We start from the raw sequence: 22,956 nt of genomic DNA on the forward strand, positions 1-22,956 counted from the left end.
TCGTTTACAGCGTTATTCTTCTTCCCGCTCGTAAAACGATACATTGAATATAAACGGTAAAAGCAGTAAAAGGATCACGCTCAGGGCAATCTCGATACCAAATAATCCACGGTAGCCAATTGCATCAGCGATTTTTCCACTCATTATTGCAATTACCAAACTGCTAAGATGGGTGATAACGATCTGGATCGTGAAGTCGGTTCCTTCGCGGCCCTTTCGCACCACCTGCATACTCATGGTATACACAAATACCGATGCCATTGCATAGGCTCCCCAAAGCAGTGCAACGCCGATATAAATCAAAATCAGTTGATGGTTCGTAAATGTTAATCCAAAGAAATAGACCGCCACCAGCAGGTTCAGCACCGGAAAGTACCACACTGAACGAACAATGCCTCTGCGGCGGAGAAACATTCCTGCGGGAATGGTCATGGCCACACCACAGGCAGTTCCGAAGATTCCCGAGATGAGGCCGATTTTCTTCACATCGTAACCCAGATCCACAAAGTAGGGTTTCACCATGGTCAGTATTCCGATGATTCCCGAGTAGAACAGGAAGAGCAGCAATACGTGCCCGCCAATTTTCTTTTGCTTGAAAAAATAGGCAAAGTCAAGCGGCGAAACCTTTTTGCCAGTGCTTCTTGTTTCCTTGTCTTTTCGCACTTTGTAGAGGGTTACCGGAATGAGTGCCAGCAACACAAAGGCGCCAAGCGAGTGCAAAAGCATTTGCCAGCCCCAGTAGTGGTAAATGATCAGCAGCACGCCGCTTCCCAGCATGGTTCCGATAAAACTCCCGGCCGATTGCATGCTGTTTCCCAGGCTGCGTTCTTCTTTTTTCAGAACGAGAATGGCAAATGCGTCGGTGGCAATGTCCTGCGTGGCCGACGCCGTAAAAGCGATCACCATCAGGATAATAATAGTGATGAAATCGGTGGCCAGATTCAGCGATCCAATGCTTACGATCACCATTGCATAAAATACCTCGGAAGCCAGGATCCAACGCCGGTACTGGGCTTTGGTTTTGCTGGTAAAATCAACCAGGGGCGCCCAAAGCAGTTTTAAAATCCATGGAAGTTTAATCAGCTGGATGTAACCGATCGACTCCAGCGAGTAGTTTTCCATGCGCATGATCACAGGGATCACCGTCGAGAAAAAACTCATCGGGATCGACTGTGCCAGGTAGAGGCTCAGCAGGGTGCCGTATTTGTTCAGTTCATTTTTCTTCATCTGCCTGCTAGAATACAACTTTCAGGTTCAGTCCCATGGTGGCCGGTTTCCCGATTTGTGCATACGAATGTCCCAGTGCCTGAAAATAGAAAGAATTGTAATGACTATCTAAAATATTTTTACCCCAGAATGCCAGTGTTACATTCTTTTTTTCGAAACTGATGCGGTGGTTCAGCAAGCCGTAGTACGACTGGTAAGCTTCGTTGGTTTCTTTCCAGTAATGCTTGCCAAAACCGTTGTAGGTAAGATGAAAACGCACCCGGTCGAGCCATGTTTTATTGAGTTCGAGCGAGTAGTTACCCCCTACGTTAAAAGAAAACCGGGGAACATAGGGAATGTAGTTTCCACTGTAATCCTCGTTTTCGTCTTTTACATAGTCGACGAATTTGGCGTGGTTATACCCAAAATTAAACCAGGTTTCGAGGTGTTTGGCTGGCAGGGCCTTTAGCTCAAATTCTACGCCTTTGCTTTCTGATTTACCGGCATTGGTCAACATCGAACCGGTTCCGCTCGGTACGGTCTGGTAGATCTGCTGGTTGGTCCAGTCGATGTAAAAGAAAGCCAGGTTGGCATAAACGCGTTGCTGTAACCATTTTGCTTTGATCCCTGCTTCGTAGTTCCACGAATGTTCGGGTTCGAACGAGCGATCTTCGTCGCGCTCAAAGGTAGAATTAAAGCCTCCTGAGTTATACCCTTTTGCAACGGTTGCATACGGAACAAAGTATTCGGATATGCTGTATTTAAGCGCAAATCGCGGAAGAATTTCAAAGAAATCCATTTCACTATTAAACGTTTCGACCGGTTTAAGTACACCGTTTGGGAATTTGTCGTAAACATAATCCAACGTGGCTTTTTCAAAATCGGCGCGCAATCCTATCGTAAATGATAGCCCTCCGTAATCAAGTGTTGATTGATGAAAAAAAGCAACGCCTGAATTAATATTGTCATAGCTCTTGGTGTAATAATATTCTGAATACGGGAGTCGGTAGGCAGCTATGCCATCTTGGCCATATTCTACCGTAACCGATTTATCCTGTACCTGTTTGAACGAGAATATGCCAAACAACCAGTTGTACAACTTGTCTCCGTTCGAGCGCAGGTTGTATTCCTGAGAAAACATGTGTTGTTTTTGATCCTGCGTAACAAAAAAGAGCGATTGCGGAGTAAAATCCTGGTCAATATCCTGAAAGTCGTCCACCGATTGATAACTTGTGGTAGCTGTAAACAGGTATTGTTCACTGGCATAACTTAAGTTGACACCTGTCGACAACATTTTTCGGTTGTACACGCTTTCGTGGTCATAATTAACATTTCCGGCCTGGTTGGTTGAATCATTAAACACAGCGTAAGGATAGCCGATTTGTTTACTGTCTTCATACTGAATATTACCGCTAACCTGGAAATTTTTTAGCGGATTATAGGCAAGTTTTAACCGGCCGGAATAACTCTCAAGAGCATCCACTTTTGTGTTGTTGAAATGGTTGGTAAAAAAGCCTTCGTTGTCGCGGACGCTTAAGTTACCCAACACAGCGAGGCTTTTGCTGATCGGCTGGTTGTGCGAAACCTGCGCATTGATCTGGTTAAAATTTCCGTAATCGGCAGCAACACTGGTGCGTCGTTTATTGCCGGGTTGGTTGGTGATAACGTTGATCAAACCACCCATGGCGTTTCTTCCGTACAGTGTTCCCTGTGGGCCACGCAGTACTTCGATACGCTCCACATCAAAGAAATCAAAATTGAAAGCTGATTTCTCAAAATAGGGGATGCCGTCAACATAAAGCCCTACCGACGGTGTGTTGATGCGGTTACCAACCCCCCGGATGTAAACCGGAGAAGTAAGTTTGGAGCCATAATCGGGCATAAAAAAGTTGGGAACCACTGCCGAAATATCGGTCAGGTTCTGAATTTTGTTGTTCTCAATCAATCGTTCGGGCACCATTGTGGCAGCAGCCGGAATCTCAAATACATTGCGGTTGTATTTGGGCGATTTTATTTCAATGTCCTCTAAATGGTAGTGTTTGATGGAGTCTTGAATAGCTTTTTTTTGTGCTTTTGCAGCAGTAATACTGATCAGTACTGCCGCCAAAAACATTGCGGTTTTCTTCATGTGGTTTCAAAATTGTTGATGCAAATTTTTCCCCCGAAACAGGGAAACAGATAACTTTCAGGTATTGGCTAGGCCACTACCGGAGGGGGACGACAGAAGAAATGCCCCTGACCGGGGTCTTGTTTGTACACGGTATGTTTGAACCAGCTTTTCCAGTGAAATTTTTGAAATAGTTGTGGAAGCTCGGTTTCTTCTGTTTTTTCGTATTGATTGTCGAAATGATAAACCAGGTCGGTAAGATAAACCGTGTGCTGTGTATTCAGGTTAAATTCAACCCCCTGCGAGTTTTCGCTTACACGGATGTTGCCGTTGCTGGCCTCGTTCACACCAAAAAGAAGAAAATAGGCATAGAAAAGCAGGAAAGCCAGGTAGGGGATATGGGTTGTAAATATTCCGACTGTAAACATTTTCCTTTGTCTTTTCTATCAGCGGGTAAAGTTATAAATAATATTCAGCTGAACAGTAACTTGTGTATGTTTTAGAAAAGCACTTTAATCCATACATTTGCTGAAGTTAAACACTTAAGTAATGAAAAAGTTAGTTCCGGTTTTAGTAATACTGTTTTTTATGATCAGCTGTACCACCAAAGAAAAAGTAGACCTGGTTTTAACCAATGCTACGCTTTATTCCATCGATGAAGATTTTACCACAGCAGAAGCCATGGCGGTGAACCAGGGAAAAATAGTAGCAATTGGGACTTCCGAAGAAATACGTTCGAAATACGAAGGCCAAGCCACCCTTGATCTGAAAGGAAAGTTTGTGTATCCCGGTTTTAACGATGCGCATTGCCATTTTAACGGCTACGGAAGTAACCTGACACAATATGCCGATTTACGCGGAACCCAAAGCCCGGAAGAAATTTACGAACGCTTAAAAACCCATCCCGAAAAATATGGTGGAGAGTGGATTCTTGGCCGGAGCTGGGATCAGAACGACTGGGAAGGAAAGCAATTTCCGGACAAAACAAAGCTGGATGAGCTGTTTCCCAACACGCCGGTTTACCTGGTTCGCGTTGACGGACATGCCGGATGGTGCAACTCAAAAGCACTTGAAATGGCCGGAGTAACTGCTTCTTCGAAAGTAACGGGGGGAGAAGTTCTGTTGAAAAACGGAGAACCCAGCGGGATTTTAATCGACAATGCCATGGGACTGGTATTTCGCCTGGTTCCTGAAATAACACCGGAACAGCAGGAAAAAGGCTTGCTGGCCGCCCAAAAGAATTGTTTTGAAGCGGGACTTACTTCGGTTACCGATTGCGGCCTGGGGAAAAATACCATTTTGCTGATGGATGAAATGCAAAAAGCAGGCGTTTTGAAAATGCGTATCAACGCGATGCTGGACCCAACACAGGAAAACTTTGAATATTTTGTAAAAAAGGGAGCTTACAAAACCGACCGCCTGTTGGTAAACACGATTAAAATTTATGCGGATGGTGCACTTGGATCGCGGGGTGCCTTACTTTTAGAAGATTATTCGGATGACCCCGGGAACAGCGGACTTCAGATAGAGCCGCAGGAATTTTACGACAGCATATGCCGGTTGGCTTACGATAACAACTACATGGTTGCCACCCATGCCATTGGCGATGGCGGAAACCGCCTGGTGCTGGATACCTATGCAAAGTATTTAAAAGGAAAAAATGACCGTCGCTGGCGCATTGAGCACTCGCAGATTGTAACCCCGGATGATTTTGAAAAGTTTGGGCAGTATTCCATCGTTCCTTCCATTCAGGCAACGCATTGTACTTCCGATATGCCATGGGCGGAAGACCGACTGGGGCCGGAACGGATCAAAGGTGCTTATGCCTACCAGACTTTGCTTCAGCAAAACGGCTGGCTGCCCAACGGAACCGATTTCCCGGTGGAGAACATCGAGCCGCTGTTTACCTTCTATTCCTCGGTTTTTCGGACTGATCACGAAGGTTCGCCCGAAGGTGGCTGGCACATCGCCGAAGGCTTGACACGCGAACAAACGCTGCGCTCTATGACAACCTGGGCCGCAAAAGCATCGTTTGAGGAAAATGAAAAAGGAAGCCTCGAGCCCGGTAAATATGCCGATTTTGTGGTACTCGATACCGACTTAATGACGGCCTCGCCCGAACAAGTGCTGAAAGCAAAAGTGGAAAGTACCTGGATTGGTGGAGAAAAGGTGTTTTGATGAACCCATTCATTGATATCGGGATCGGTCAAGTTATTGGCTGATTTGCGCCTTATTTCAGGGCAAGGCACGATTCTTATTACCAGGTTTAGTTTGTAAAAGATAGCTGGTGATAAAAAACTCTATTTTCAATTATTGTTCTTGTTTTATCAATCAACGCAACCATCGGCTTGTATTTATCATCTGCTAATAAATCAATAACCTGAATTATGAAATTTCCCAAAATTGTCTCCTGTAAATCTCCAACGCTGTTTTTTAAGCTGTTTGCGTTGTGTTGGTTGTTCTTTGTTTTTGTGTTGAAAACCGAGGCACAAATTGCAGTAATCGGGGGCGTTAATTTTAGCAATGTACGAAGCGATGTTTCGTTGGAGAGCAAGAATGGTCTTACTGCTTATCATTTTGGGGTAAGTGTTCAGTATTATCCGATAAAAAGCCTCGAAAAATTGTCCCTTACAAACGAAGTGATTTTCTCACAAAAAGGTTATCAGCAAAGCTTTGCCGAAGATTACACTTTCCGTTTTAATTACCTGGCATTACCGGTTTTAGTAAATTACACGCCACATCCTTTTTTCTCGGTTCAGGGCGGGATTGAACTAAGCCAATTGATGTCAACGAGTATCAAGCAGGGAATGAAAACATACAGGCATTTCGATACAGGACTGGTATTGGGAATAAGTGTTTTCGATAACTCAAGAGTTAGTTTTTACACGAGGGCTACTTATGGGTTGAGGTATATGCTGGATTATGTGTTAATCGATGAAATGGGAGATTTTGAAGAGGATATAAACGACATCTACAACGTTTGCTTTTCGGCAGGCATTAAAATCAAATTGAGGAATGAAAAAATTGCGTTTGGTAAATAAGCTATGGCTGGCAGGTCTGGCAATTGGGCTGTTCGCCTGCAACGGTATATTTGTTCCTGATCCAATCGACCCACGGCTTCCGAAATACACCGAAAGCGGTAACAATGTTGCGGGCGCCTTTGTCGGCAACAAAGTATGGGAATCACAGTTAACGTGGAGTTTATATGGGTATTCATACGCTCCTTTGATGAATGTATGGCCTGAAAAAGATAGTATCGTTCTACGCTTTCCCGGAAGTGCAGAAAACAAGCATGCAAGTATTGAATTTTCTCTTCATGAATCGGACGTGGATGGATTTGAGGATATAAGCCATTTGGAAGGACAAAAGATTGTACTTGATGGAGTAACAAATAAGGCATTTTACATCCGTGAATCAAAATATCAGGAAGCATATAAAAATAGGGGAGTTGGCCAACTTTATATCCGGAAGGTTGAACTGAACGCCTCATTGAGTAGCGCCATTTTTTCCGGTACTTTTGGGTTTTCTGTAACAGATTCAATCGGTAATACCACTAAAATATCGTATGGACGTTTTGACTACCGGCTGGGAAAAGAGAACAGTTTTTTTATTTCTACGGAGCAGTAGCTAAGCACAAGAAATTCAAAAATACCTTCCGGTTTTTTGCTGATAGTTTTGGTATTCTTCCCCGTAGTTTTGAAGCAGAAAACGCTCTTCTTTCAAAATCGAAAGATGAATACCAACCAATGCGGCCAATGCAAAAACAATCATAAAAACATTGGGGAAAACGAGTGCTACTCCGCAAAAATAAAGATCGAGCGAGAGGAAGAACGGGTTGCGCGAAATCGAGAATATACCAGTGGTGATGAGCTTTCCGCGGTTCGTGGCATCAAGGCCCAGGCGCAGCGATGCTTTAAAATAAACAAGTGTTAGCACCCATAAAACCAATGCAAGAGTGATCAGCAATGCGCCGGCTGCTTTCAGAAAGGTACCGTTGATAAGAATCCGGGTAAGCAATTCAGGGAGAATGGAAAACGAAAAAAAAGGTTGGCACAGTTCGAGGAACCAAAGCAGAAATAGGAATGTAAAAATGAGATAACGTAAGATTAGCAAAGGCTTTTTGGGATTGGCAGCAGCCATCACACGGATTTGTTTTTTTGTGAGGAGGTAGATCCTTGCTGCCACAAAAGCCATCATCAGCAGAAATCCTGTCAGCGGGAAATAATCTAAAAACTCCATCCTGTTTATTTGGAAATAAAAGTAGTTGAATCAGTGGTTTATACAACAAAAAATCCCCGGCAAAACTACCGGGGATCTATATCATTCATGGCTTGAGTTTTCTTCTAGATGTTGGGGAACGAGACACCGATCATCATCGGGTTAAGTTCGGGCCCTTTGCCGTCTTTAAACAGCGGCGTTAATCCGTAATTTACAAACACGCAGAAATCGCCAAATCCGATTCTTCCGGTGAGGTCTAACTTAAACTGCGAAAGGTTAAAGTTGCCTCTTGATTTTTCCTTGTTGCCGTCGTATTTATACTTGGTGTGCGAGCCAATGTGCAGGCCGCCGATTACACCCCCGGCCAAGTAAAGGTGCGAACCTCCCATCCGAAGCGGTGTTTTTCCTTCGAACATTAACGGAGCTGTTAAATACGTCATCGTTAGTTTCGATTTGTCGAATTTGTCGAGATCTTCCAGCGATACCGGGATGATCATTCCGCTGTTTGGGTCTTTTTCGATGGTGATCTGGCGGTCGAAGCGGTAATCCGAAAAGCTGAATCCCAGACCTGTAACCAGGGCAAAGTTGTTGCGTTCGTTTCTGAAAGCCCACTCTGCAAAGTTGATGTTCCAGGTCAGCGATTTTCCGGGGATAAGATCAAAAAACTCGTCTCCGTTGTACATCGAATAATCGGTGCTGCTAAACAGGTTCATTCCTACTTCAATGCCGGCCCAATGCGGGTTAAAATGACCGTTCCAGTTTTTGCTCCGGGGCTCCTTGCTGACATTTACGTAGGTTCTGTGCCCGTTTTCCACAACATCGAAAGTACGCCGTCCGATCCTGATACGCGTGGTATCGCCCCAGTCGTCGGTAATTACTTCAACGCCTTTGTTTTCTCCCACTTTCACTTTGGTTCCATTGCCGTCTTCAACAACGGTTACCACATTTTTTTTCAAAACTTTTACCTGGGTGGTATCTTCTTGTGCAAAAAGGTTGCTTACTAAAACACTGCACAAAAGTAAGGTCATAAACGATTTCATCTGTTTCTATTTTTTGTTTCTGATGCTGTGACGGACTGCTGTTTTAAAAAGTTACAAGCCATTGTAAAATCGATGAAAAAAAGAGCGGATTATTGACCGTCGGCTTTTTCGCGGGTGTTGGTTGGAATGGTAAAGGCCAGTAAACGAGAGTCGTAGCTGATTTCGGTTATTTCACCTTCAGCATCGGTTTTGTAGCTAAGATTTTCTTTGGTAAAACCCGAAACCAGTTTTAATCCGGCTTTTTTGATCTTACTCATGGAAAGATCGTTGAGCCCGGTTTTTTCGAGCACGACTTCGGCCAACAGCTTTTCTTCGATGTTTGAGTGTGAAGTTTCCGGCACGGTAATGTACATGGTCTCCAAAGCTTCGTTCGGATGCGGAACATCAAGCGATGCCGTAAGTGTTTTTATTTCCTGCGGCATTTCAACGCGTGCCCTTGCAATTATCGGTTGTTCTGGCTGGGTATTTTTTTGAACGATTTCCGGCGTGTTGACACTTTTCCCGGGTACTCTTTTTTTCTGAACAGGTTTTTCCGGCACCTCTGCTACCTGTTGTTTTTCTGCAAGAGGTTCCTGTGTAAAAACAATTTCGGGTTGAGTAGAAGGCTGCGTTTCTTTGCTTTCTTCCACTTGGGCAAGCTGATTGGTAGGAACGTTTGTTTTCCGGTTTCTTGTTACCAGGCTAAAAACTACCAGGCCCACTATTAAAATAGCTGCCACACGGGTGCTCCAAAGCAAAAGGGTTTTTCCGGCGGCTCGTTTGTAAAGCTTGTTTTTCTTTTCGAACCGGATGCTTTCGTCGGCTTTGAGTCGGGTCTTATCAAATTGGTCAATGTCTTCCTGTTTTTCCGGATGGGATAAAACATAAGCATCAAAATCGAGCATTTCCTGCGCAGAAAGATCGCCTTCGAGCCTGGCAACTGCTGCCTCGTTGAACTCGCTTTCGAGATCGTATTTTTCGTGGTAAAGCCTTTTCTTTTTATTGAAAGTAAGCGATTCGGGCACAGCTGTTACGGCACTGAAAAGTTCGAGTTCCTCTTTCAGATCGGGATTCTGTTGCAGAAAGTCGATAAAGACATCCACCAGCTGTTCATCGAGGTTACCTTCCAGGTAATCGATGAAATAAGCTTCGTAATTTTGCCTTGTGATCTTCATGTTCAACTTCTTTTCCTTTTCTTATCAGGCAACCGCCTCAATACTTCCGATGTATTTTTTCAAAAATACCCTTGCGCGGTAAATATACACTTTTACCTGTGCTTCGCTTAAGTGGGTAAGTTCGCCAATTTCCTTGTAGTTGTATCCTTCGTAATCGCGAAGCAACACAACCATTCGCTGTACTTCAGGCAGTTTGTCCACGGCTTCGCGCAAAACTTCTGCCAGGTCGGTATAGTTGTTTTCCTGCCCTTGTTCGGGCATCGTAATATCGTCGGCATACACCGAATGTTTCTCTTTTCGTATCCGGTCGATCATGGTGTGGTAAGCCGTGGTAAATAAATAAGCCTTTACTTTGGCGGCATTAACATTTTCCACGTTTTTCCACAGCTTTTCATAGCTGTCCTGCACAATGTCTTCTGCCTTGTGCGTGTCCCTAATGCTTTTAAGGACGAACCGGTACAAACGGTCCGAATATTCATCAACAGCCAGGTTATATTCGTTTACGGTCATTCGTTTTCAAACACTGTTCACTGCATATGACGGGCGAGTGAACAGGAAGTTACAGCAAAAGTTTTTTATTTCTCTAGAAATTCTATCTTTATTGATAAATCAGAAAATGATGTTTAAGAATGAAGTGATCATTATGATTTAGTCAATCCGGTTTGAAACGTTGATCTGTTTGTTAACGGATTTAGGTAAAAGGTATTCATTATTAAGGATTTGATTCAATGATTATCGATTTGTTAATCAATAAAACTAAACACATGAAACACCTATTTTTAATTTGTACAATTTTGTTGCTTTGTAACTTTTTGGGCTTTTCACAATCATTTGTGTGGAAAATAAAAGGCAAGGGAACCGAATTTTATATCGGAGGCAGCATTCACATTTTAAGAGATCAGGATTATCCATTGCCAAAAGAATTTTATGAGGCTTATGATCAGTCAGATGTCCTGACTACAGAGTTGGACATGAACGAAATGAAAAATCCTTCGAACTCAATAAAGATGCAGCAGGCGCTTATCTTTCAGGATGACAGAACATTGAGTGGAGTTTTAAGTAAAGATGTCTATTATAAACTTGATTCGGTAAGCAATGCAATGGGTGTAAATTTGAAACTCATGGAAAAATTAAAACCTTCGATGGTTGTTATATCTCTTTCCTTTCAATCGTTGCAAAAGCTTGGTGTAACTACGGAGGGGGTGGATACCCACTTTACCGAGAAAGCCGTGAATGATAAAAAATCACGTTTGTTTTTGGAAAGTTTTGATGAACAACTAGGATTTATTAAAGACATGGGAGAAGGGAATGAAGATGAGTTTGTTTTGTATTCAATTGAGGACATTGAAAAAAATGAAGAGGTGTTTACCGATTTACTTGAGAACTGGAAAAAAGGACAGCAAGAGTTATTGAATGACCAGTTGCTGGAATTTAAGTCAAACTATCCGGATGTTTACAATACTCTGGTTTTAAAAAGAAATAACAATTGGATGATGCTTCTGGAGAAATATATGGATACTGCTGAAATTGAGTTTGTTGTGGTTGGGGCTATGCATTTGGTTGGTAAAGATGGACTTTTAGCTCAACTAAAGAAAAAAGGTTATGAAGTGAGCCAATTATGACACAAGTAATTGAGTAATGATACGCAAAGACCGCAGATAAAAATGATTGATAATCAAAATCTGCGGTCTTTGTGCTTCCTATCGAATCGGGCTCTGTTTATACAAGTTAGATAGCCCCGTTTTTTATGCTCTAGACTCTATTTAATCCAGAACCGTCACCCAACCGTGGTTATCCGGCTCATCGCCGTATTGAATAGCACGTAACTTATTGTACAGTTTTTCACTGATCGGGCCCGGTTTTCCGTCTTTCGAGAAAACATACGATTCTTTTGTATCGTAGTCGTCAATTCGCTGAATCGGGCTGATAACAGCTGCGGTCCCGCAGGCACCGGCTTCTTCAAACGTAGCAAGCTCTTCCACCGGAACGTGGCGGCATTCTACTTTCATTCCCATTTCTTCAGCCAAGGTCATCAAACTTTTGTTAGTGATCGATGGCAAAATTGATTCAGACTTGGGTGTAATGTAGGTGTTGTTTTTTACCCCAAAGAAGTTGGCGGCACCACATTCATCGATGTATTTTTTCTCTTTTGCATCGAGATAGAAAATATTGGAATAGCCCAACTCGTGTGCTTTTTGTCCGGCAATAAGACTGGCTGCATAGTTTCCGCCCACTTTAAATTTTCCCATTCCAAGCGGAGCAGAGCGGTCAAATTCGCGCATAATTACAAACGGCGTGGTTTGGAAACCGCCTTTAAAATACGGACCAACCGGAGTCACAAACAAAATGAACATGTACTCGCGGGCCGGTTTTACTCCAATTTCGGCGCCTGTGCCAAACAGCACCGGGCGAATGTACAGCGAAGCTCCCGACTCGTAAGGAGGAACAAACCTTTCATTAAGTTTTACCGCTTTGGTTACGGCTTCCATAAATTTTTCCTGCGGAAAGCGGGCCATCAAGGTTCCGTTGGCCGAATCCTGCATACGTTTGGCATTTTCATCCATTCTGAAAACACGGATTTTGCCGTCTTTTCCTCTGAATGCTTTCAGGCCTTCAAACGCTTCCTGCCCGTAATGAATGGCAGAGGCAGCCATGTGCATCGTAAAATATTCACTGTCGCTAACTTCCAGATCACCCCAGGCGCCATCTTTGTAGGTGCATCTTATGTTGTAATCTGTTTTTCGGTAGCCGAAACCAAGATTATTCCAATCGATATTTTCCATTTTATTTTTTTAAGTCTTGTTAATTCGGAATGAATGCAACTTTTGTTGCATAGCCAAAGTAAGGAAATTTTCCGGGATTAAAACACGATAATAGTCACCGAAGTCCACTCACAGCAAATGTTTTAAAGCTGCTTAATATTGGCGGTTTTTTAGAGATTGGAACCAGGCTGTTTTCGGAACTTGCAAATTCATCTCACAGAATGGAATAAAGTTCTGAACTGATCAAAATCCCCGATTTTCGCGTTTATTTCAGTTTTTCATTGTTTTGATGGCGGTCTTTGTCCCTTGTTGTTTTTTTCCCGATGTTTTTGATAAATGCCTCACTTAAATCAACACCGGTTTGGTTGGCCAGGCAGATCAACACCCAAAGTACATCTGCCATTTCGTCGGCCAGGTTGTACGCTTCATCCGACTTTTTAAACGACTGATCGCCATATTTACGGGCCATAATACGCGCCAGTTCGCCCACCTCCTCGGTAAGGATAGCCATGTTGGTCAGCTCACTAAAATAGCGTACACCAATGGTTTTAATCCATTCATCTACTTGTTGCTGAGCTTCTGCCAGGGTGAGAGTTTTGTTATTCATAATACGCTGTAAAATTTAAAAATTGGGATTATGATCCCAAAATTTTATATAAAAACTGGGATTAGCCATTTTTTCTTTTAAAAATCTTTTTGTTTTGAATCGATGATGATGGTTACCGGGCCGTTGTTGATGAGTGCTACATCCATCATGGCGCCAAACTTACCGGTGCCAACTTTTTTACCCAATGCTTCTTCCATCGAAGCCACAAATTTTTCGTACATCGGGATGGAAAACTCGGGCCGCGCCGCACGAATGTACGAGGGGCGGTTTCCTTTTTTGGTGCTGGCCTGAAGTGTAAACTGGCTGACAATAATCACATCACCCCCTACATCCTGTACCGATAAATTCATCACCCCGTTTTCGTCATCAAAAACGCGAAGTTGAGCGATCTTTTTTACCAGGTACGATATATCTTCCTCGGTATCTTCGCTTTCGATTCCTACCAGGACCAGCAGTCCTGTCTCTATTGCCGAAATCTTCTCTCCTTCAACAGTAACAGAGGCTTCTTTTACTTTCTGAATAACTACACGCATAAATTTTTGATTTTGCTTTGCTAAGGTATAAAAACGGAAATAACTCTCAACTTTTGAGATTTGACATTGTTTAGTATTTTGCAATAAAAATTGAACAGAGCAAATGAGAATAATTCAAGTTTTTATATACCTGCTTATTTTTCCTGTATGTTCCTGGGCACAAAAAGCAAGCTTAAGTGGTAGAGTGGTAGATGCCACCAGTAACGAACCGCTTCCGTTTGTAAATGTGGTGGTGGCCGGAACGGGTATTGGGACGGTTACCGATACCGAAGGTCGTTTTGTTTTGAAAGGTCTTGAGTCCGGATTTATTCGCGTTGAGGCGTCGTTTGTAGGATACCGGAAGGTAATTTCATCTGAAACAGAAGTTCGGCAGGCCGGTAATGCTTACATCGAAATTAAGATGGAAAAAAGCCGTGAGAACCTTGATGAGGTAACGGTTAAAGCTTCCCCTTTTCGGGTAACCATGGAGAGCCCCTTGTCGATGCGGACGATCGGAGTGGGAGAGATAGAGAAAAGCCCGGGCGCCAACCGCGATGTTTCGCGTATCATTCAATCGTTTCCAGGAGTTCAGTCTACGCCGGCATACCGCAACGATGTGATCATCCGGGGCGGCGGGCCTTCGGAAAGCCGCTTTTTCCTTGACGATGTGGAAATTCCCAACATCAACCATTTCTCCACACAAGGAGCTTCGGGGGGCCCGGTGGGCATTCTGAATGCTGATTTTATCCGGGAAGTGAACTATTACTCAGGTGCTTTCCCGGCCAATCGCGGCAATGCGTTAAGCGGGGTGCTGGAATTCAGGCAAATTGACGGCAACGAAGAGAAGATGCAGTTTCACGGAACGCTCGGTGCCTCGGAAGTGGCTGCTACGCTTGACGGGCCGCTGGGCGAGAAAACCAACTATGTTTTTTCGGTGCGCCGTTCGTATCTGCAATTGTTGTTCAGCGCTTTGAAACTGCCATTTCTGCCCAATTTCACGGATATGCAGTTCAAGGTGCGCACCCGTTTCGATCAAAAAAATGAACTTACGCTGATCGGGCTGGGAGCTTACGATGTGAACAAGCTGAATCTGGATATCGAAGACCCGGATGAGGAACAGCAATACATTTTGAGCCAGTTGCCCGAGGACCGCCAGTGGAGTTACACTGTGGGTGCCGTCTACAAGCATTACCGCGACAATAGCTATCAGACTTTTGTGGTAAGCCGCAGTCAGTTGAAAAACCTGTCGGATAAGTACCTGGACAATGATAAAAGTACCGTAGATAACTGGATTCTGGATTATGAATCGCAGGAAGTCGAGAATAAGATCAGGCTCGAGAATACTTCGCGCATGGATGGTTTTAAGCTGAATTTCGGGGCGGGGCTTGATGTGGTCAATTACCTGAACAACACAGTTTCAGGACGTTTTTACGAAGGAGAGTTGCAGCAGGTGAATTATGACACCGATCTTTCGTTGCTGAAGTATTCGCTGTTTTTTCAGCTCAGTAAAAATATTTTTGACGAGCGTTTGGCGCTTTCGCTGGGTGTTCGCTCCGATGCCAACAATTACTCAGCCAGCATGAACAACTTGTTGGAGCAGATTTCTCCGCGGTTTTCGGCTTCGTACAAACTGAACCCGCAATGGAGTCTTAATTTTAACACGGGGCGTTATTACCAGTTGCCGTCGTACACTTCGCTGGGTTTTAAACAGGACGATGTGCTGGTGAATAAGCAAAACAAGCTGAAATATATTTCGGTGGATCATTTGATTGGTGGGCTTGAATTTCGGCCCAAATCAACGGTTCAGCTTTCGGCCGAAGCATTCTGGAAAAACTATGCCGACTATCCTTTTTCGGTGAAAGACCAGATCAGCCTGGCGAACAAGGGAGCCGATTATGGCGTGATTGGTGATGAGGAAGTTGTTTCAAGCTCTGAAGGAAGAGCTTACGGGGCGGAGTTTCAGGCACGAATTAATTCGAGCGAGGGCTTTAATTTCAACCTTTCTTACACGCTGGTGCGCAGCGAGTTTAAAAACGGCAGCCAACAATATATTCCTTCAAGCTGGGACAGCCAGCATTTGCTGGTTTTGACCACCACTAAAGATCTGAAAAAAGGCTGGAGCCTCGGAGCCCGGTGGCGGTACGTGGGAGCTTTGCCTTACACTCCGTGGGATCTGGATAAATCGTCGCTGGTGGAAGCCTGGAACCTGAGTGGCGGGCCCTACTACGATTTCTCGCGTCTCAACAGCGAGCGTCTGCCTGCTTTCCATCAGCTGGATGTACGGGTGGATAAAGCAATTTACGGAGAAAAGATCACAACCAAGTTTTACATCGACATTCAGAACCTGTATAATTTTCAGGCTAAAACCAACGATATTGTGGTGCGGGCAACCGATGCCAGCGGCAACTATCTGCTGACCGACAACGGAACCCGCTATCAGCTAAACGTGATTGAAAACAAATCGGGAACGGTGCTTCCCACCATCGGTGTTATCGTTTCGTTTTAAGCAAATAATTCCTCGTGGTTTGCCGCTGGGTTTCCTTATATTCTCCCCTGAAATTCAGGGGAGATGTCATTCGTCAGGTGACGGATGACAGAGGGGTGAGATAAAGAAAATTCGGTTTTCAGTTTTTTGCTGAAATAAAGTTGGCGAAACCTGCCCGCCAGTATTCCTTGACTTGTCTCGTTAAGTATTTTCTTTATGTTCGTTCAAAAAGCAGCCAGTTCAGCTATCCATCGCTCTTTTTCATGCTCGCTGAGAAAGCTGGCCTTAAAGCTGTTTTTAGCAAGCTTTAGTATTTCTTCTTTTGAGAGCTTCAGTGCTTCTGCTGTTTCCCGGAAATTTTGGTTGAGATAACCACCAAAGTAAGCCGGATCGTCAGAATTTACAGTTGCCATAATACCGGCATTGAGCAGTTTTTTTAGCGGATGATCCTTCAAATCGTCCACTACTTTCAGTTTTAAATTGGAAAGCGGACAAACCGTTAAAGGAGTCTGACGTTTGGCGAGTTCCTTCAGCAACTCCGGATCGTCGATGGAACGCACACCGTGGTCGATGCGTTCGGCGTGGAGTAAATTCAAACTGTCCCAAATGTTTTGAGCCGGGCCTTCTTCGCCGGCATGCACCACTACCCGAAATCCTTCTTCGCGCACCATCCGAAAAACACGTTCAAATTTAGTGGGTGGATGACCCAGTTCGGAAGAATCGAGGCCAAACCCTGCAAAATAGTCGCGGAAGGGCAAACACTCCTTAAAGGTGGAAATGGCATCTTCTTCACTTAAATGTCGCAGGAAATTAGGGATCAGAAAACTGGTGATTCCCCATTGCTCGCGGGCGTCATCCAGCGCCTTTTGAATTCCGCTGACCACCGTTTTCAAAGCAACTCCCCGGTGTGTGTGGGTTTGCGGATCGAAAAACAGTTCGGTATGCACGATATTTTCTTGGCGGCAACGATTGAGGTAAGCCATGGTCAGGTCGTAAAAATCCTGTTCATGCAGCAACACATCGGCTCCCTGGTAATAAATGTCGAGGAACTCTTGCAGGTTTTTAAACTCGTAAGCTTTCCGAAGTGCTTCAACGCCTGCGTATTTTAGCGGAATATTGTTTCGTTCTGCCAAAGCAAAGATTAACTCCGGTTCAAAGGTTCCTTCAATGTGTAAATGTAATTCGGCTTTTGGAATAGCCTGGATAAGGGCTGTTAAATTTTCTGTCGGCATTGCTCTTTCTTTTGATAAAGATAGAAAACACCCGGATAATACCAATTGTTTTTGAATGTCCGCCTTCAGCAAAACAATGCAATTATCCCAAAATAAAGGGATTAGTGTTGAATTTCGCGGCCATACTTTCCGGCCACCACGCCGATGTAAAACAACTGAAAAGCATGGTAAATCATGACGGGAACGAGGAAAAGACTACCCAAGGTACTTCCGGCAAAAAGAACACCCACCATCACCGAGCCGTGAACGAGCGATTTTTTGGACCCGCAAAAAAGAACGGTAATGCGGTCTTCCCGGTTCAGATGTAAGCGGCGGGTAAGGTATTTGGTGGCTTCAAAAACCACAAAGAAAAGGGCGATAACACCGGCCGACAACAGTAAGAGCGAATGCACGGGAATGCTGGTAAAAATGCCGTTGGTGAACGAATCGCCAAAACTGCGGTAAACAATGGCAAGAATCACCGATTTGTCGAACCAGCTGATGCGTTTTCGGTTGCGAATGGCCCAGTTTCCCCAGTAACGATGCAGGATAAGCCCCACAATAACCGGAACCAGCACTTGCAAAGTAAGATCGCGAATTACGGGGCCAAACGAAAAAGAGCCGGCTTGCTGATCCAGAAAAAGCCCCATCCACGCAGGCGTAAGAATGATGCCGATTACCCCCGAAATACTGGCGTTAAAGATGGCGGCCGGAATATTTCCCCCTGCAATGGAAACCATCACTACCGACGAGGAAACGGTGCTGGGCAAGGCTGCCAGAAAGAAAACGGAAAGCCACAGAATTTCCTGGTCGCTTCCCCTGAAAAGCGGGTAAAACAATAGCAGTAAAAACGGGAATAGAAGGAAAGTAATGCTTTGTATAACAAGGTGAAGCCTCCAGTTTCCGAGATCGTGCTTTAAGCGTGCCGGATCAAGTTTTAGCCCGTAGAAAAAGAAAAGCAGCGTGATGCCGTATTTGATAAGCTGACGAAGTTCGATAACACTTCCTTCGGCACCGATTCCCGGGAAAATGCGGGCCAGCAAAATCATCAAAAGGATTCCGGCAATAAACGGATCGGGAATGACCGTGCTGATAATTCGCCTGATTCTACCTGACATGTTCACTTTTACTTTCCGGTAAAGATGCAGATTTTCCCGAAGATCCAACTTTTATCTCCTGTTAAATGGCCTGAAACGACGGTAGCTTAAAATATCTTTTTGAATACCGGAAGTTGTTTGATCAACCAGGCGGTGAGAAAAGTGAGCAGCAAAGCCAAAGGTGCCAGAACCAGAAATTTAAGGTACGGAGGAATGGAAAGTGGCAGAAAAACAGCACTTAATGCCACAATCAGAGGCGCATGAAAAACAAATACTCCGTAAGCACTTTCCGACAAGTGACGGGCGAATTTTGTTTGGGCATTCAGCCGGTCTTTAAAAATTCCCAGTAAACCCATGATCAACGAAAAACCCACCAATTGTTCCCACAAAGCATACGAAAAGGATTGATAGGTAAGGCCACCCATAAAAGGATCAAGTCCGGAACTTATGGCTTTGCCGCCTATAAATACCGCCGGAAAGCCAATGAAAATAAGGGCTTGTGCAAAAAGGAACCACTGCATTCCCATTTTCCGGTTAAAATGTTCCAGCCAGTTGTTTTGCCAGGCGATGGTTCCAAACGCAAACAGCACAATGTACTGTACAAAGAAGGGAAACTGAAAATTGGTAAAACTCCAGCTCCAGCCAACGGGCAGCCAAATACGGATGATAAACTGTGCGATTCCGGTTAAAAGAGCTGTGACGATGATTTTTTTTGTTCCGGGAAAAGGGAGGCGGATTTTTAGCGGAGTCATTCTGATGATAAGATAAACAGCGGTGAAAATCAACAATGCTTCCACAAACCACATGGGGCCAAAACCAAAGGCACGTCCCGAAAGAATATGTTCGAGCAAACCAGGCTCCTGCTTACGGATATAGTGGTTGGCAATAAAATTGGTCAGCGGATTCAGAATAAAAAAGAAAAGTACGGTTGGAACTCCCAGGCGGATCAGCCGGTCGGAAACAAAACGCCCGGTGCCTTTGCGTTGGAGCGACGGGACCATGAAAAATGCAGAGATAAAAAAGAACATCCCCATAAAAAAGGCCTGGTTCGAAGCCACAAACATCGACAGGGGAATGATCTCCGGAAGTCCGGCTTCTGCTTCGTTGTAATACCACCCGCCGGGAGCTCCGTAGGTAATGGCAAAATGGTGGAGAACCACCAGGCTAATCAGAAAAATACGGAGGTTATCGATGTAGTAAAGGCGCTTACCGGTCATTTGCGGTTATGATTTTAAGTGGTTTAAAGGTATAAAAAAGTGAATATTTTTTTGCAAAAGCCCGGGCTCGGTTTGGATTCATTGATTCCGGCGTTTCTGCCCGCTACTTTTTTAATGCGTGAATATGGGCGTTTACCGGAGTGGCAGCCACAATGGTTTGCAACACCACACAATAGCGTTCGGTGAGTTTCAGCAATGTTTGTTTTGTTTCTTCGCCGGCATCGCAATCGAGTTCAAAATACAAGCGAATGTTTTGAAAGCCAACCGGAACTTCTTTCGAAACGCCCAGTGTTCCTTTAAAATCAAGGTCTCCCTCGGCTCGCACTTTTCCTTCTTTGATGGTGATTCCGATGGAAGTGGCCACCGCGTTAAGCGTAACTCCGGCGCAGGCTACCAGTGCTTCGAGCAGCAGGTCGCCCGAACAAAGCATGGTTCCGTCGCCACCGGATGCCGGATGCAGGCCTGCCTGGGTAAGTGCCCGCCCGGTATCTACTTTGCACGAAATGCCTTCGCCCAGTTTCCCGGAGGCATGCAAGGTGATCACGGCGGATTGCGGATCGTCGCTGTACTTTTTCTTGAGCGGTGCCTGCAGAGCTTTGAGATCTTCTGTTTTCATAGTATGATGTATAAAAGGAGGCTTAGCCTCCTTTCCTCATACGCAATTTATTATTTCTGGTTTTCCGGTGGACAAACCGTCATTTCGGGTACTACGTCCCAGGTGGTCCAGTCAACATAGCCGGAACCGATGTAATGGCTGCCGTCCTCTCCCATAATATTCCAACGAACCGAATAGGTGGGATCCATCCCTTCTTCAAACAATATTTTGTCTGATTCGCGAATGGTGAGCACTTCTCCGTTGGCACTGGTTAAGGTACCGCTAAAATTGATGAGGATCCACTGGCGCACACCGTTTTTGTAATGTACCCGCCAGTGCGCACTGATGTATCCACTTACATAATCCACGATTTCGCCCTCGCAAAAAAGAGGAGTAAAATAGGAGTCGTCGGTGAATTTGGCCTGGTAGGTTTTGGTTTCAGCCGATTTTAATACAGCATCAGCTTCGTTTTCGTACATGTCTTCTTTGGTACATCCCATCATTAGAAGGGATAGCCCCCATACAATAAACGCAATTTTTTTCATGATTCATTTTTTAGAGTTAGAAGAACAAGTTAGGAAGACGGCGTACATGCGACTTAGCAGTTTTGATGCATTGTTTTACAATTTTGCAGCATGAACAGAAACGCCAATGAATTTTTGGTGTTTACCGCGGGGGCTAAAAAAAGAACTTGTTGGATGGATGGTTTGCTGTGCGATTGTGGACACTTGTATAACCAAATCCCGGGCATTCACGTACACTCCACGTCTTGAGCTCCAGATCAGGCAAAAGAACTTAACTCGTTTATATGAAGCTCTTAACAACACTCGATTCATTTTCCGGAAGCCTGTTTAGCTATGTCTGTCACCAGGATAGTTCGATTTTGGTGGATATCCAGGGGAAAACGCTCATGTTGTGTCCCCGTTGTACAGGGCTGCAGGCCGGATTTTTTGCAAGCGTACTGATCCTATTTCTGATTTCGGACCGGAAAAGCCTGAAAGCGGGACGCGCTTTTAAATGGCTGGTGGTTGGGGCTTTGGTGTTTTTGTTCTCAGAATGGATGCTGGCACAACTGGGGATTATTCATTCAGGAACAGCCAGCCGGTTTTTGAGCGGACTGGCGGGCGGTGTAGCACTTTCGTTGCTGGCCTTTGCATACCGGAATCAGTTTGCTGGCCGTGGCAGCCGGTCGCGATCTCAATTTTACCAACTATTCTCGATGATAGTCATAAGCCTGTTACTTGGCTTGCTCTTGTTTCAATCCGACCTCTGGATTGTTGTAACACTCTTTTTGGCAGTGGCGGTTGTGACCAATGTGTTGTTTGTGCTGCAAACCGCCATTCTTCGTGTGTATTCTCTGTTGGTCAAACCAAAAAACAAGACTTTATGAAAAATTTGTATCGTTTAAACCGGATGGATGTGGCCTTTATCGTGGGGGCCGGCCTGTTCTTTTTTAGTTGTATTGCAACCACCCTGCAAACAGCACGTACCAAAGCGCCCGGACAGGTGGAATTGAGCGCCGGGTATTTACAGTCGCGTGGGACCGATGATACCGAGGAGGACGTTCCCGTTCAGCTGATTGGCATGAATGCCCGGGTGGGAGTATGGGAAAACCTGGATGTTGGCCTGGAGCATACCCTGGACCTCACAAAAGACAATGATGCTTATTTCAATACCATTTGGGGAGATGTAAAATACCAGATTTCCAACCACAGTAACCAGGACAAAAAACTTACTTTTTCTTCAGGGCTGCTCAAGGGATATGTATACAACGGAGATGTGTCGGTGCACATCACCACTTTGCCGCTGTACTTTAGTGTGCCGGTAAACAACCGGGCTACGCCAACTTTTATGTATCGGTACGGATTGATCAGCGATGGATTCTTCCCTGATTCCGACAGTTTTGAGGACCCGCGCCATACCTTTATGCTGGGAATTGAATATGCCCTGAAAGATCCGGATGCTGCGAAATGGCTACCCAAATTTGCTGCATCTATCGGAACCATGCAATCGTTTCAGGACGGCGACTCGGGTGCTTTCCTCTTTAACTTTGGATTTAAGCTGGATTCCCCGTTTGGGCAGCGGCAAAAGTAGCACAGGTTGGTACGCAGGATATGCAGTCAACCGAAACGCCGGCTGCAAAAGATGCGCCCGTTTCAGGAAAGTAAAGTACATCCGGGAAATTCACGGGAAAATAACGTTCGGGGGTTAGGGCCGGTTTTTAGGCCGGCTGAATGTTGCCGGCATTCCATCCCCGGGTCCCTTTTATCAGTTCGAAAGTTACCATGGCTCCCTCGCGGATTTCAGGATAGGCTTCCGAAATGTGAAAGAAATATTTTTCGGTACTGGCAGTGTCTTTGATAAAACCGTAGCCTTTGTCGGCTTTAAAATGCTCTACACGCCCGGTCAGCGGAACATCCTCTACCTCTTCTTTCTTAGGTGTCGACACTGCAATGTCTTCTGCTTTGATTTCTTCCTTTTTTTCGTCGGTTGGCATTTCAGTCGTAATCACGCCGTTTTCATCTACATACGCGATCATATCGTCCAGAGAGCTACCACCGGCATTGGCTTTGCGCTCTTCCTTACGTTTCAGCTTCTCTTTTCTTTTTTGCTCTCTTTTCTTTTCTAATTCTCTTTTGTTATACGAAATTGATCTAGCCATTCACTTGTATTTTATGTATTCTTTTTCTCTCTCAAGGTATTTTGCTGTAGGTGCACGACACGTATTTCACGGTATGCTTTTTT

Annotated in this window: 23 protein-coding genes; 7 read left to right on the top strand and 16 right to left on the bottom strand. The window is 44.7% G+C overall.

The features are described 5' to 3' along the window. Window positions 1-12: 12 nt before the first annotated feature. From D1614_RS09025 to D1614_RS09035, 3 genes are all read right to left on the bottom strand, one after another. Entirely contained in the window at window positions 13-1,227 is a 1,215-nt protein-coding gene (locus D1614_RS09025; protein WP_119437586.1) for an MFS transporter, read from the bottom strand. Between the two features lie 7 nt (window positions 1,228-1,234). Next, complete coding sequence (locus D1614_RS09030; RefSeq protein ID WP_119437587.1) at window positions 1,235-3,334, bottom strand: TonB-dependent receptor; 2,100 nt, start codon at window positions 3,332-3,334, stop codon at window positions 1,235-1,237. A 68-nt stretch (window positions 3,335-3,402) separates the two neighbouring features. After that, window positions 3,403-3,741, bottom strand: coding sequence for a hypothetical protein (locus D1614_RS09035; RefSeq protein ID WP_119437588.1), 339 nt, complete (start codon window positions 3,739-3,741; stop codon window positions 3,403-3,405). Between the two features lie 121 nt (window positions 3,742-3,862). Here D1614_RS09035 and D1614_RS09040 point away from each other — a divergent pair, with 121 nt between their 5' ends. The 3 genes from D1614_RS09040 (at window position 3,863) to D1614_RS09050 (ending at window position 6,940) form a co-directional block, all read left to right on the top strand. After that, window positions 3,863-5,491 carry an amidohydrolase gene (locus tag D1614_RS09040; protein ID WP_119437589.1) on the top strand — a complete coding sequence of 543 codons (1,629 nt, stop codon included), beginning with the start codon at window positions 3,863-3,865 and terminating at the stop codon, window positions 5,489-5,491. Window positions 5,492-5,700: 209 nt separating this feature from the next. Next, window positions 5,701-6,354, top strand: coding sequence for an outer membrane beta-barrel protein (locus D1614_RS09045; protein WP_119437590.1), 654 nt, complete (start codon window positions 5,701-5,703; stop codon window positions 6,352-6,354). Continuing rightward, entirely contained in the window at window positions 6,329-6,940 is a 612-nt protein-coding gene (locus tag D1614_RS09050) for a Riean_0653 family protein (RefSeq protein ID WP_119437591.1), read from the top strand. The genes D1614_RS09045 and D1614_RS09050 overlap by 26 nt, the downstream gene beginning before the upstream one ends. A gap of 15 nt (window positions 6,941-6,955) precedes the next feature. Here D1614_RS09050 and D1614_RS09055 read toward each other — a convergent pair whose 3' ends face one another. From D1614_RS09055 to D1614_RS09070, 4 genes are all read right to left on the bottom strand, one after another. After that, on the bottom strand, window positions 6,956-7,552 hold the full coding sequence (locus D1614_RS09055) for a methyltransferase family protein (protein WP_119437592.1): 597 nt from the start codon (window positions 7,550-7,552) through the stop codon (window positions 6,956-6,958). 104 nt (window positions 7,553-7,656) lie between these two features. Next, window positions 7,657-8,571, bottom strand: coding sequence for an outer membrane beta-barrel protein (locus D1614_RS09060; protein ID WP_119437593.1), 915 nt, complete (start codon window positions 8,569-8,571; stop codon window positions 7,657-7,659). Between the two features lie 89 nt (window positions 8,572-8,660). Continuing rightward, on the bottom strand, window positions 8,661-9,725 hold the full coding sequence (locus D1614_RS09065) for a hypothetical protein (protein WP_119437594.1): 1,065 nt from the start codon (window positions 9,723-9,725) through the stop codon (window positions 8,661-8,663). A 24-nt stretch (window positions 9,726-9,749) separates the two neighbouring features. After that, window positions 9,750-10,235, bottom strand: coding sequence for an RNA polymerase sigma factor (locus D1614_RS09070; protein ID WP_119437595.1), 486 nt, complete (start codon window positions 10,233-10,235; stop codon window positions 9,750-9,752). A 254-nt stretch (window positions 10,236-10,489) separates the two neighbouring features. Between D1614_RS09070 and D1614_RS09075 the strand changes: the two genes are divergently transcribed. After that, window positions 10,490-11,347, top strand: coding sequence for a TraB/GumN family protein (locus tag D1614_RS09075; protein WP_162304455.1), 858 nt, complete (start codon window positions 10,490-10,492; stop codon window positions 11,345-11,347). Window positions 11,348-11,488: 141 nt separating this feature from the next. Here D1614_RS09075 and D1614_RS09080 read toward each other — a convergent pair whose 3' ends face one another. The 3 genes from D1614_RS09080 to dtd form a co-directional block, all read right to left on the bottom strand. After that, window positions 11,489-12,508: a branched-chain amino acid aminotransferase gene (locus tag D1614_RS09080; RefSeq protein WP_119437597.1), complete on the bottom strand. Its 1,020-nt coding sequence runs from the start codon at window positions 12,506-12,508 to the stop codon at window positions 11,489-11,491. Window positions 12,509-12,752: 244 nt separating this feature from the next. Next, complete coding sequence (locus D1614_RS09085; RefSeq protein ID WP_119437598.1) at window positions 12,753-13,094, bottom strand: nucleotide pyrophosphohydrolase; 342 nt, start codon at window positions 13,092-13,094, stop codon at window positions 12,753-12,755. A 77-nt stretch (window positions 13,095-13,171) separates the two neighbouring features. Further along, window positions 13,172-13,627 carry a D-aminoacyl-tRNA deacylase gene (dtd, locus tag D1614_RS09090; protein ID WP_119437599.1) on the bottom strand — a complete coding sequence of 152 codons (456 nt, stop codon included), beginning with the start codon at window positions 13,625-13,627 and terminating at the stop codon, window positions 13,172-13,174. 103 nt (window positions 13,628-13,730) lie between these two features. Between dtd and D1614_RS09095 the strand changes: the two genes are divergently transcribed. Next, window positions 13,731-16,112: a TonB-dependent receptor gene (locus D1614_RS09095; RefSeq protein ID WP_119437600.1), complete on the top strand. Its 2,382-nt coding sequence runs from the start codon at window positions 13,731-13,733 to the stop codon at window positions 16,110-16,112. 203 nt (window positions 16,113-16,315) lie between these two features. Here D1614_RS09095 and D1614_RS09100 read toward each other — a convergent pair whose 3' ends face one another. The 5 genes from D1614_RS09100 to D1614_RS09120 all read right to left on the bottom strand — a co-directional run bounded on the left by D1614_RS09100 (window position 16,316) and on the right by D1614_RS09120 (window position 20,756). Then, a complete protein-coding gene (locus D1614_RS09100) occupies window positions 16,316-17,323 on the bottom strand; it encodes an adenosine deaminase (RefSeq protein ID WP_119437601.1) in 1,008 nt (335 codons plus the stop codon). A 101-nt stretch (window positions 17,324-17,424) separates the two neighbouring features. Then, window positions 17,425-18,420, bottom strand: a complete 996-nt coding sequence (locus tag D1614_RS09105; RefSeq protein ID WP_119437848.1) for a bile acid:sodium symporter family protein — start codon at window positions 18,418-18,420, stop codon at window positions 17,425-17,427. Between the two features lie 86 nt (window positions 18,421-18,506). Further along, window positions 18,507-19,616, bottom strand: coding sequence for an acyltransferase family protein (locus D1614_RS09110; protein ID WP_119437602.1), 1,110 nt, complete (start codon window positions 19,614-19,616; stop codon window positions 18,507-18,509). Between the two features lie 103 nt (window positions 19,617-19,719). Then, window positions 19,720-20,232, bottom strand: coding sequence for an OsmC family protein (locus D1614_RS09115; RefSeq protein WP_119437603.1), 513 nt, complete (start codon window positions 20,230-20,232; stop codon window positions 19,720-19,722). Window positions 20,233-20,282: 50 nt separating this feature from the next. After that, entirely contained in the window at window positions 20,283-20,756 is a 474-nt protein-coding gene (locus tag D1614_RS09120; protein ID WP_147384131.1) for a hypothetical protein, read from the bottom strand. A gap of 263 nt (window positions 20,757-21,019) precedes the next feature. On the opposite strand from D1614_RS09120, the gene D1614_RS09125 reads away from it, so the two are divergent. Further along, window positions 21,020-21,601, top strand: a complete 582-nt coding sequence (locus tag D1614_RS09125; protein WP_119437605.1) for a DUF2085 domain-containing protein — start codon at window positions 21,020-21,022, stop codon at window positions 21,599-21,601. Beyond that, window positions 21,598-22,305 carry a hypothetical protein gene (locus D1614_RS09130; RefSeq protein WP_119437606.1) on the top strand — a complete coding sequence of 236 codons (708 nt, stop codon included), beginning with the start codon at window positions 21,598-21,600 and terminating at the stop codon, window positions 22,303-22,305. The genes D1614_RS09125 and D1614_RS09130 overlap by 4 nt, the downstream gene beginning before the upstream one ends. A 127-nt stretch (window positions 22,306-22,432) precedes the next feature. On the opposite strand, the gene D1614_RS09135 is transcribed toward D1614_RS09130, so the two are convergent. Beyond that, window positions 22,433-22,873: a cold-shock protein gene (locus D1614_RS09135; RefSeq protein WP_119437607.1), complete on the bottom strand. Its 441-nt coding sequence runs from the start codon at window positions 22,871-22,873 to the stop codon at window positions 22,433-22,435. Window positions 22,874-22,956: the final 83 nt, after the last annotated feature.

This window comes from Maribellus luteus, from assembly GCF_003576475.1.
Lineage (GTDB): Bacteria > Bacteroidota > Bacteroidia > Bacteroidales > Prolixibacteraceae > Draconibacterium > Draconibacterium luteum.

Bases quoted from the DNA above. Each gene is read 5' to 3' on its own strand.
- D1614_RS09025 (WP_119437586.1), bottom strand. From the start codon at position 1,227: ATGAAGAAAAATGAACTGAACAAATACGGCACCCTGCTGAGCCTCTAC.
- D1614_RS09030 (WP_119437587.1), bottom strand. From the start codon at position 3,334: ATGAAGAAAACCGCAATGTTTTTGGCGGCAGTACTGATCAGTATTACT.
- D1614_RS09035 (WP_119437588.1), bottom strand. From the start codon at position 3,741: ATGTTTACAGTCGGAATATTTACAACCCATATCCCCTACCTGGCTTTC.
- D1614_RS09040 (WP_119437589.1), top strand. From the start codon at position 3,863: ATGAAAAAGTTAGTTCCGGTTTTAGTAATACTGTTTTTTATGATCAGC.
- D1614_RS09045 (WP_119437590.1), top strand. From the start codon at position 5,701: ATGAAATTTCCCAAAATTGTCTCCTGTAAATCTCCAACGCTGTTTTTT.
- D1614_RS09050 (WP_119437591.1), top strand. From the start codon at position 6,329: ATGAAAAAATTGCGTTTGGTAAATAAGCTATGGCTGGCAGGTCTGGCA.
- D1614_RS09055 (WP_119437592.1), bottom strand. From the start codon at position 7,552: ATGGAGTTTTTAGATTATTTCCCGCTGACAGGATTTCTGCTGATGATG.
- D1614_RS09060 (WP_119437593.1), bottom strand. From the start codon at position 8,571: ATGAAATCGTTTATGACCTTACTTTTGTGCAGTGTTTTAGTAAGCAAC.
- D1614_RS09065 (WP_119437594.1), bottom strand. From the start codon at position 9,725: ATGAAGATCACAAGGCAAAATTACGAAGCTTATTTCATCGATTACCTG.
- D1614_RS09070 (WP_119437595.1), bottom strand. From the start codon at position 10,235: ATGACCGTAAACGAATATAACCTGGCTGTTGATGAATATTCGGACCGT.
- D1614_RS09075 (WP_162304455.1), top strand. From the start codon at position 10,490: ATGAAACACCTATTTTTAATTTGTACAATTTTGTTGCTTTGTAACTTT.
- D1614_RS09080 (WP_119437597.1), bottom strand. From the start codon at position 12,508: ATGGAAAATATCGATTGGAATAATCTTGGTTTCGGCTACCGAAAAACA.
- D1614_RS09085 (WP_119437598.1), bottom strand. From the start codon at position 13,094: ATGAATAACAAAACTCTCACCCTGGCAGAAGCTCAGCAACAAGTAGAT.
- dtd (WP_119437599.1), bottom strand. From the start codon at position 13,627: ATGCGTGTAGTTATTCAGAAAGTAAAAGAAGCCTCTGTTACTGTTGAA.
- D1614_RS09095 (WP_119437600.1), top strand. From the start codon at position 13,731: ATGAGAATAATTCAAGTTTTTATATACCTGCTTATTTTTCCTGTATGT.
- D1614_RS09100 (WP_119437601.1), bottom strand. From the start codon at position 17,323: ATGCCGACAGAAAATTTAACAGCCCTTATCCAGGCTATTCCAAAAGCC.
- D1614_RS09105 (WP_119437848.1), bottom strand. From the start codon at position 18,420: ATGTCAGGTAGAATCAGGCGAATTATCAGCACGGTCATTCCCGATCCG.
- D1614_RS09110 (WP_119437602.1), bottom strand. From the start codon at position 19,616: ATGACCGGTAAGCGCCTTTACTACATCGATAACCTCCGTATTTTTCTG.
- D1614_RS09115 (WP_119437603.1), bottom strand. From the start codon at position 20,232: ATGAAAACAGAAGATCTCAAAGCTCTGCAGGCACCGCTCAAGAAAAAG.
- D1614_RS09120 (WP_147384131.1), bottom strand. From the start codon at position 20,756: ATGAAAAAAATTGCGTTTATTGTATGGGGGCTATCCCTTCTAATGATG.
- D1614_RS09125 (WP_119437605.1), top strand. From the start codon at position 21,020: ATGAAGCTCTTAACAACACTCGATTCATTTTCCGGAAGCCTGTTTAGC.
- D1614_RS09130 (WP_119437606.1), top strand. From the start codon at position 21,598: ATGAAAAATTTGTATCGTTTAAACCGGATGGATGTGGCCTTTATCGTG.
- D1614_RS09135 (WP_119437607.1), bottom strand. From the start codon at position 22,873: ATGGCTAGATCAATTTCGTATAACAAAAGAGAATTAGAAAAGAAAAGA.